Genomic DNA, 8,360 nt, shown 5'->3' on the forward strand with positions numbered 1-8,360 from the left:
CTGACGCGACGAGGGCTCTCATGAGAAGTCCGAGCGCAGGCGATGCAGGATCTCGGCGCCGAACATCTTCAGGCCCTACACATTGTCGGGGAATATCTGCATGAGGCAGTCCAGCTGGGCGAACTCCACCCCCTCCTGGACCTGCTCGGCGCAGGTGGCCGGCGAGCCCACGGCGGTGTGGGTCATGAAGGCGCCCTGCTGCTTGGCCACCACGTCCAGCTTGTCGGCGGGCACGCCCCAGCTGCGCAGCATTTCCAGTATGGCGCCCATGTCGACGCCGGTCTTGTAGTGCTCGACCATGGCCTCGGCTTTCGCATCGGTCTCGCCGTGGACGATGGTGCACATGGCGTAGGTCTTGATCGACTTGCCGAGGTCGGCCGCCACCTTCTTGGCCCGCAGGCTGTTGTCCCGGCGCTCTTCGGGGGTGCGGCCGCCGATGAAGCAGATGTCGGCCTCGCGGACCGAGAACTGGAACCCACGGTCGGACTGGCCGGCGCAGATCAGGTCCGGCCGGGGCCGCGACAGGGGCTTGGGGCTCGACTGGGCGTCCTTCATGGTGAAGAACTTGCCCGCGTGATCGACGCTGTCCTCCTTCCAGAGGCGCTTGACGACGGCGGTCCATTCCTCGGTCAGGGCGTAGCGCGCCTCGTGGTCGAGGCTGTCGTCCCACATGCCCATCTGGTCGAACTCGGCCCGGTAGGCGCCGGCCACGATGTTCAGGCCCGCCCGCCCGCCGCTGATGTGATCCAGGGTCGAGATCATCTTGGCCGTCACCGCCGGGTTCTGCAGCAGCGGATGGACGGTGGCCCAGATCTTCACGTTCTTGGTCGCCTCGGCGATGCCGGCCATCATGGTCACCGACTCGAGCGACGAGCCCCAGTGGTTGGTGGTCCCGCCAAAGCCCCGCCATTTGCCCATGGACATGACGAAGTCCATGCCGACCTCGTCAGCGGTCACCGCGGCGGCGCGGTTCTGGGTCCACAGGTCGTCCAGCGGCGGCGAGGTCTCCGAGATGATCCAGCCGCCATTGGCGACCGGCAGGAAGACGCCGAATTCCTTGGAGGGGGAAGGTTTCTGGAACATGGGGAACGCCTCAGACTGGGTCATTGACAAGGTCGGCGCCCGGCGCGGCGGGGGCTTCGGATTCCGACTTCCACTGCGGCGGGCGCATGAAGAGGGAGGCCACGAAGACCGCGGCGGCGACGACGCCGAAGAGCTGGAAGGTGGGGGTGAAGCTGCCGAGCATGTCGCGCAGGGAGCCGCCGATCAGGGGACCCAGCGCCGAGAGCGCGCCGACCAGGCAGACCGTGGAGAAGATCTCCAGGTTGTTCTTCCGCCCATAGTAGTTGAGCAGCAGGATGGTCACCGCGAGCGCCGTCAGACCAAAGCCGATGCCGGTGCCCACCGCATAGATGATCATCAGCACATAGGTGTCGGCGACGCTGAGGGCCAGCGAGCCTGCGCCCAGCACGCCCACGGCGAACATCAGCAGCCATTTGGGATCGATCCGGTCGCCGATGAAGCCGCCGCCCAGGCGGGCGACCGTCGACATCAGGCCTTCCAGGCTGAGCATGCCCGCTGCGATGCCGACCGCGACGCCGCGCTCCGACAGGTGGGCGACCGAGAGGCTGGACACCGTCACCCCGCTCAGCAGATGGACGAAATAGGCCGACACCAGGATGTAGAACTGCGGCGTGGCCATCGCCTGTTTCAGGGTCCAGTCGTGGACCGTGCGATAGACCGCCAGCGGCGCCTGAGCCGGTGCGGCGGCCGCGGCCTCGGCGTCAGCCTTGACGGCGCGGTCGATCCGCTCTGACGAGGCCTGCAGCCAGGCATTGTTGGGGATCAGGAGCGAACAGATGACGCCGATGGCCAGCGCCGCCACCGCCTGCAGCGCCCAGAAGGGCCGCCAGGCGCCGCCGGTGGCCTCCATGACGCCCAGCGCCATCCAGGGTCCCGCCACGCCGCCGAGGCCCCCGAGGGTGAAATAGAGCCCGAAGGCCATGGCCCGTTTCTGGAAAACCGCGGCCAGGACGTGGGTGCCTGGGATCAGCGCCATCAACTGGTAGGCCACGCCACAGAGGGCGGTGCCGACGAAGTAAATCCAGACGCTTTGGGTCAGGTAGAGGCAGATAAAGCCCACCGCCATGACCACGGTGCCCACCAGCAGGGCGGCGCGGACGCCAAACCGGCGGATGATGATCGGCGGCAACCAGGCCGAGCCGCCGCAGCAGGCGCCCAGCAGGGTGAAGCCAAGCCCCGCCTGCGCCCAACTCCACTCCTGATCGGCCACCATGGCCGGCAGAACCACGCCCAGGGACGAAAAGGTCGCCGCCGAGATCAGGAACAGCAGCAGGCTGAAAACGCCCAGCAGCACCCAGGGGCGCCATTCGGACAGGGGCATGTCATGCCTCCAAACAGGAACAAGGTCCCGCCGCCCCCCGAAAGGGGCGGCGGGCGACAGATCAGAACGAGCGCCTCAGGGTCACCCGCCACTCGCGTCCCTTGCCCGGAATGGCGGCGAGGTTGGCGTAGGAGTCCGCGGCTGGGGTAAAGAACATCTCGTCGAACAGGTTGTCGACGTTGAGCGAGGCCTGGAACGGACCCCGCGCATAGAAGAGCGACAGGTTGGCGGTGGTGTATTCCGGATAGGTGATCGGGTTTTCCACCGTCTGGGCCGTCTCGCTGACCAAGGTCGCGCCCAGCACGCCGCCCACCTGACCCCAGTCATACTCATCGCTGGTGTAGCTGCCATAGAGGCTGAGCACCGTGCGCGGGATCAGGGTGTAGGCATAGTCGCCGCCGCGTCCAGGCAGGCTGGAGAAGGCCCAGACCACATAGGTGCCGCCAAAGGCGTTCACCGGATCCACCCCGGTCACATAGTAGGGAATATAGGCGAAGCTGTTGTCAGGCCCCTTGATCGTCGTGCGCTGGCTGTTGCCGGCGAAGGTGAAGGACAGATTGTCGGTGGCCAGATAGCGCACCTCAACCTCAACCCCCTTGGCCCGGGAGCCACGAACGGTCGGGTTGGGGCCGCCGGTCAACTGGGTGCGGTTCTGCCGATATCCGGCCACCGAACCCACCAGCGAGCCCGACAGCAGCTGGAACTTCACCCCGGCCTCGGCCAGGTCGGAGTCTGACAGCCAGGATTCGCTGTTGATGAGCGAGGGCGCGATGTCCCCGGCCTGGCTCATCTCCAGGGCCGCGGTCTCGGCATAGGTGATGTAGGGCATCAAGCCGAAGTCGAACTGATAGGTCAGCGAGGCCGAATAGGTCCCCTTGCCCTGGCTGTCTTCGAACTTGCCCGCCGGCTGGTAGCTGACCAGGCCAGTGTCCTCGGACTCGACCTCGTAGCGGTCGTAGCGGCCGCCGACCATCAGGTTCAGGCGCTCGCCAATGAAGATGTCGGAGGTGAAGAAGACGCCCGCCTGGCTCCAGGTGGAGCTGTTGTCGTTCTCCCACTTCAGGCCATAGGTCTCCGGCGAGAAGGGGTCATCGATAATGTCATTGGGCGTGGCGCCGAAGGCGATGTCCCGACGGTCCAGTGCGATCAGCCCGGAGTTGAAGCTCTCCATCCGCCGCCCGTCGAAGGCCCGGTAGGAAGCGCCGATGAAGGACTTGGAGGTCACCATCCCCACGTCATAATCGAAGTCGTAGGTCACCCGCGCCTCGCCGACCTGGGAGTCGAACATGGCCGGATAGCCATAGGAGACGAAGCGCTTGTTCTTCAGCTCGTCATAGAAGAGCTGGAACTTGAGGGACGAGCCATTGTCGAAATCGCGGATCAGGTCGAAATAGCCCGTCCGGGTCCAGGAGTTCGAGAAGTCGGCGTCGCTGATGTAGACGGTGCGGCGATCAAGCTTCGTGGTCCCCACCCCGGTGTCCAGGGTGTGCTTGGCGCTGCTGCTGGGGAAGCCGTAGTAGGCGATATACATGGCCGTGGCGTAGGGATAGAAGCCGACCTCGTTGGGGGTCAGCTTCCCGTCGCCATTGGCGTCCACCAGGCTGGTGTCACGGCCGGTGATGTAAGTCTGGTTGTCGATCAGATCCTGGGTCAGGCGGTTCCAGCCCGGCGTCTGCACGTCGCCGTCCGAATGGAAGCCCATGCCGCCGAAGGCCGTGCGCCAGCCGCCGCCCAGCTCCAGATCCACCGAGGCCTGCAGCATCTCCCGGCGGGGCGAGATGCCCCGGTAGAAGCTGTCGGAATTCTCCGCCTGGCCATAGAGGTTCAGCCCCCCTTCCAGGCCGCCGAAGTTCAGGGGAATGCTGATCTGGCCGGAGGCCTCCTTGCGATTGTAGGAGCCCACCGTGAAGTCCGCCTGGCCGGAAATCTCCGAGATATAGGCGCCTTCCGTGCGGCCGGACTTGGGCACGAAGTTCAGCATGCCGCCCACCTTGCCGGCCCCATAGATCGGCGTCGGCGGGCCGCGCACGATCTCGATCTGGGCCGCATTGGCGATGGGGGTGGAATAGGTGCCGCGGTTCTCGATCCGCTTGAAGCCCCGGAAATAGTTCTCCGCCAGGGTGCCGCGGATGTTGAGGGCGCCGGCCACGCCGTAGAAGCTGGCCGTATAGGTGCCAGGCGAAATGGCCGTCAGGTCATCGATCGATTCGATGCCGTAGCGCTCCAATGTCACGTCGCTGGCGAAACTCGCCGAGCGGGGCGTTTCGATCAGCGCCTTGTCCAGGCCAAATACGCTGTTGCTCGGGTCCTTCTCCAGCAGCCCCGTGCGGTCCTGCGCCGTAACCACGACCTCGTCGACCATTTGGGCCTGCGCCCAGGCCAGGCCCGGATTTGCGATCAGCGCGGACAGGGAGGCGCCCGCGACCAACATCAGTTTCTTCGACATATCGCCCTCTTCGGAAGGGCGCGGACCCTCCGCCGGGTGGCGGTTATCCCCGCGTCCGCGCCTCTCCAGGCCAAGGTCTCTCGCCAGCGCCCCAAGGTCAAAAATGTCTTGTGAAATTTCAGATGGAATTTCAGCGGCGCCCGCGGGGCGTTCAGATTCCGCGGCTCGGCGCCCAGATGGGGATCAGGCGCCCCTTGCAGTTCAACCTGTGGGCGCTCCACTCGCCGATTGGGCGTCATCCTCGCCCCAGCTGGTCAGGGAGCGCTTGACGGTCTGGGGCATGGTGCCCAGCACCAGGATCATGCCTGCGCGGGCCCCCTCGGCGTCCCGGGCGGCGATTCTCTGCGCCACGGCGCGGTGCAGGCAGATATCGGCCAGTCGTTCTTCCTGGGTGGTCGTGCCCATGGAATAGACCCAGAAGCGGGCGGCCTTGTGTTGCAGGGGTATGAGGATCCGGGCCAGGGCGGTGTTGCGGCTGGCCCGGGCGATCAGGGCGTGGAACCGCTGATCCATGGCGATCAGGGCACGGCGGTCCTGTTCGGCGTCGGCGCGCTCGGCGTCGTCAAAGGTGGAGGCGATCTGGGCGATCTCCTCGTCGGTGGCGTTTCGCGCGGCCATGGCCGCGCAATGGGGCTCGATCAATGCACGGGCCTCATAGCCTTCCCGCAGGTCGACCAGGTCGAGGGGGGACACCGTGGTGCCGGCCCGGGCGCGCCGCACGACCATGCCCTCAAGCGCCAGCCGGCCCAGCGCGTCGCGAACCCCGGCGAGTCCAGTCTGATAGCGCCGCGTCAGGGACTGCTCGTCCAGCCGGGCGCCCGGCGGAAGCTCTCCCAGGATGATGTCGAGCAGAATCTGCTCATAGGCCCGAGCCTTCTGGAGCTCTGGCGACCATTCGCCGGCGTCGGCGATGACGCCCCCCGTCCCCGGACCGTTCACCGACATCTCAGAGTTCAAGCCCAAGCTCCGCACGCCTTGTTCCTTCCGCCTGCGCTGGCTTCTCCCGAGCCGGTCGCCCCGCTGGTCTAATCTGAAATTTCAGAACCGACCAGCTTAAGGCGACGTCCAGCCCCTCAGCGAATCTCGCAGGCCTCATCAAAATCCAGCCTCGGATTGCGCGGATAGACCCCCTCGGGCCGCCCCTGCCCCAGGGCGACCAGGAAGTTGGATCGCCACGATGTGCCCGCGAAAAAGGCCTCATCCACACCGGCGTTGTCGAAGCCCGACATCGGGCCGCAATCGAGACCCAGGCTGCGGGCCGCCATGATCAGATAGGCCCCCTGGAGGCTGGAATTCCGCAGAGCGGTCTCCAGCAACACCTTCGGATCCCCGAACCAATCCTTCGCCGTCGGATCGTGAGGGAAGAGCTTGGGGAGCTTTTCGGCGAAGGCCAGATCATAGGCGACAATGACGCAGACCGGCGCGGCCATGGCCTTGGCCCGGTTGGCCCGCGACAGGTGCGGCGCCAGTGTCTCCTTGGCCTCGGCCGACTGCACGAAGACAAAGCGGCCCGGTCCGCAATTGGCCGAGGTCGGTCCCCACTTCAGCAGATCATACAGCCGGTGGATCGTCGCCTCGGAGACGGGCGCGTCGCTCCACGCATTCTGGGTCCGAGCCTGGCGGAACAACTGATCGAGGGCGGGGTCTGCAAGGTCCGGCACGGGAGCTCCTGAATGTGACTGAAACGAAGCTGGACCAGAGTGGCGGCGTCCAGCGGCATGACCAGTCCTTTTGCACATTTTCAGTGAAATTTCACATTACCGCCTAACCTGTGGGCGGGACGTGTTTGGGCAAGGTGTCGTGCGCCAGGGAGCAAGAATCCCAAGCGCCCCCTCCCCTAGGGTCGGCCTGGGCCGCCCGGCGGCCGTTTAAGCACGAGAGGAGTTTTTCGTGGGCTATCCCAACACCCTGATCTTTGTCGATCTGGCCGCCGATGATCCCGCCGCCGCCGGCGCCTTCTATGCCGAGGTGTTCGGCTGGCGCAATGACGCCCGGCCAGAGGGTCTCTATCACCGGATGGTGCCCGGGGGTCAGTTCCGCAATCCCGACGGGTCAGACAGCGAGATCGGCAATCTGCATCTGGGGATCTTCAAGACCGACAACGCCCGCCCGCACCCTGCCCCTGGCGGCGTAGAGCCCCGCAGCGCCAGCCTCGAGGGGCGCAAGCCGCGGGTCTGGGTCCTCATCAGCGATGATGACACCCCCGAACGTATCCTGGGCGAGGCCGAGAAGCGCGGCGCGACCATCCTGTGGCGCAACCACTACTGGTCGGAGTTCAACGGCTTCAACCACGCCTTCCGCGACCCCTGGGGCAATGAGATCGTGCTGTGGGGCAAGGCCGGGACCCACCCGGTGATTCCGGCCGACTTCACCCGCGAATAGGCGAACTCGCGGACGGGGATCAGCTCCCCCGTCCGCGGGTGAGGAACTTCAGTCCGCCGGTGAGGAAGAAGCCCACCAGGCAGATCACGAACAAGGCCCAGGCGATGATGCGCACCGCCTCGATCAGCAGGCCGATGATCGCCGCGGCGATCATGACGAGAAGGAAAATACCAGCCCACTTCAGCATTCGTCGTCTCCAAGCTTAAGCTCAAGAACGCCGGGCGCCGCGCTGCGTTCCGTCAGGCCGGCATCGCCGACCATGAGGGCCTGAGAGAGACGCCCGCCCCTCAGTGCAGGGTCGCCCCCGCCGGGCGGCCGCAGACCGGCCGGGGGCCGTCCGTCATCCGAACTGGCAGGTCCAGTCCCTCATGGCTGAGCACCATGTTCAACGCCCGGGCGAAGATCGCCACCGGTTCGGGCTGGCTGACAAGGGGACTCAGCAAGGCGCGGGCGGTGCGCATGTCCACCCGCGAGACGCCGCAGGCCACGATCAGGCGCTGCTCGTCCTCCCCACAGCCTGAGCAGGCGCCGCAGGCGATCTGCAGGGGCCGGCGGGTCTGACGCTCCAGCGCCTCCATCAGCGCCACAAAGATCGCGCCTGCCCGGTCGCTGACCTGCTCGGCCATCAGTCGCCGCACGCAGGGCTGCGGGGCTTCGCCAGAGAGGCGCAAGCCCGCCCAAAGGCGCAGGGCGGCCAGGATCACCTGTTCACCCCCTGACAGCTCCGGCGGTCCATGGACTGCGGTCAATTGGGTCCGCGCCCCGGCGTCGTCGGCCATGAACATACCTCCTAATGCGAATAGTTCGCATTAGCGTTATCCCGACCCTCCCCGCCCGTCAAACCCCTTTCCGGAGACTTGTTCACGACTGGCGCGTTCTTGAGCTACGCTGTCGCGATTGCGAGGGGAGACCGTCCATGACAAAGCCGAACCGAGGCCTGCGCCCATTCCGAAACCTGGCTCTGGTGGCCGCCCTCGCGGCGCCCGCCGGCCTGTTGGGTTGCAGCTATAACGAAAGCCTGGGACGCCAGCAGGTCCTCCTCGTGGATCCTGGCCAACTGTCTCAGCAGGGCGCCCAGGCCTGGGCGCAGATGAAACAGACCTCGCGGCTGTCCACCAACGCCGCGGC

At 66.1% G+C, this 8,360-nt stretch carries 8 protein-coding genes and 1 pseudogene; 2 read left to right on the forward strand and 7 right to left on the reverse strand.

The features are described from left to right. Positions 1-75: 75 nt before the first annotated feature. From Q7V15_RS07795 to Q7V15_RS07815, 5 genes are all read right to left on the reverse strand, one after another. Positions 76-1,083 (reverse strand): LLM class flavin-dependent oxidoreductase, encoded by a 1,008-nt coding sequence (locus tag Q7V15_RS07795; RefSeq protein ID WP_304754896.1) that lies wholly within the window; start codon positions 1,081-1,083, stop codon positions 76-78. A gap of 10 nt (positions 1,084-1,093) precedes the next feature. After that, positions 1,094-2,404, reverse strand: coding sequence for a CynX/NimT family MFS transporter (locus tag Q7V15_RS07800; RefSeq protein WP_304754897.1), 1,311 nt, complete (start codon positions 2,402-2,404; stop codon positions 1,094-1,096). Positions 2,405-2,465: 61 nt separating this feature from the next. Next, on the reverse strand, positions 2,466-4,850 hold the full coding sequence (locus Q7V15_RS07805) for a TonB-dependent siderophore receptor (protein WP_304754898.1): 2,385 nt from the start codon (positions 4,848-4,850) through the stop codon (positions 2,466-2,468). Positions 4,851-5,051: 201 nt separating this feature from the next. After that, entirely contained in the window at positions 5,052-5,795 is a 744-nt protein-coding gene (locus tag Q7V15_RS07810; protein ID WP_304754904.1) for a GntR family transcriptional regulator, read from the reverse strand. Positions 5,796-5,923: 128 nt separating this feature from the next. Next, a complete protein-coding gene (locus Q7V15_RS07815; RefSeq protein WP_304754900.1) occupies positions 5,924-6,511 on the reverse strand; it encodes a malonic semialdehyde reductase in 588 nt (195 codons plus the stop codon). A gap of 229 nt (positions 6,512-6,740) precedes the next feature. Here Q7V15_RS07815 and Q7V15_RS07820 point away from each other — a divergent pair, with 229 nt between their 5' ends. Further along, positions 6,741-7,232: a VOC family protein gene (locus Q7V15_RS07820; RefSeq protein WP_304754901.1), complete on the forward strand. Its 492-nt coding sequence runs from the start codon at positions 6,741-6,743 to the stop codon at positions 7,230-7,232. A gap of 19 nt (positions 7,233-7,251) precedes the next feature. On the opposite strand, the gene Q7V15_RS07825 is transcribed toward Q7V15_RS07820, so the two are convergent. Together Q7V15_RS07825 and Q7V15_RS07830 are read right to left on the reverse strand one after the other, a co-directional pair. After that, positions 7,252-7,419, reverse strand: coding sequence for a hypothetical protein (locus Q7V15_RS07825; protein ID WP_304754902.1), 168 nt, complete (start codon positions 7,417-7,419; stop codon positions 7,252-7,254). Positions 7,420-7,519: 100 nt separating this feature from the next. Then, positions 7,520-8,011 (reverse strand): hypothetical protein, encoded by a 492-nt coding sequence (locus Q7V15_RS07830; RefSeq protein ID WP_304754903.1) that lies wholly within the window; start codon positions 8,009-8,011, stop codon positions 7,520-7,522. 137 nt (positions 8,012-8,148) lie between these two features. On the opposite strand from Q7V15_RS07830, the pseudogene Q7V15_RS07835 reads away from it, so the two are divergent. Beyond that, positions 8,149-8,360, forward strand: a pseudogene (locus Q7V15_RS07835) (hypothetical protein); the annotation flags it as partial.

This window comes from Phenylobacterium sp., assembly GCF_030651755.1.
GTDB lineage: Bacteria > Pseudomonadota > Alphaproteobacteria > Caulobacterales > Caulobacteraceae > Phenylobacterium.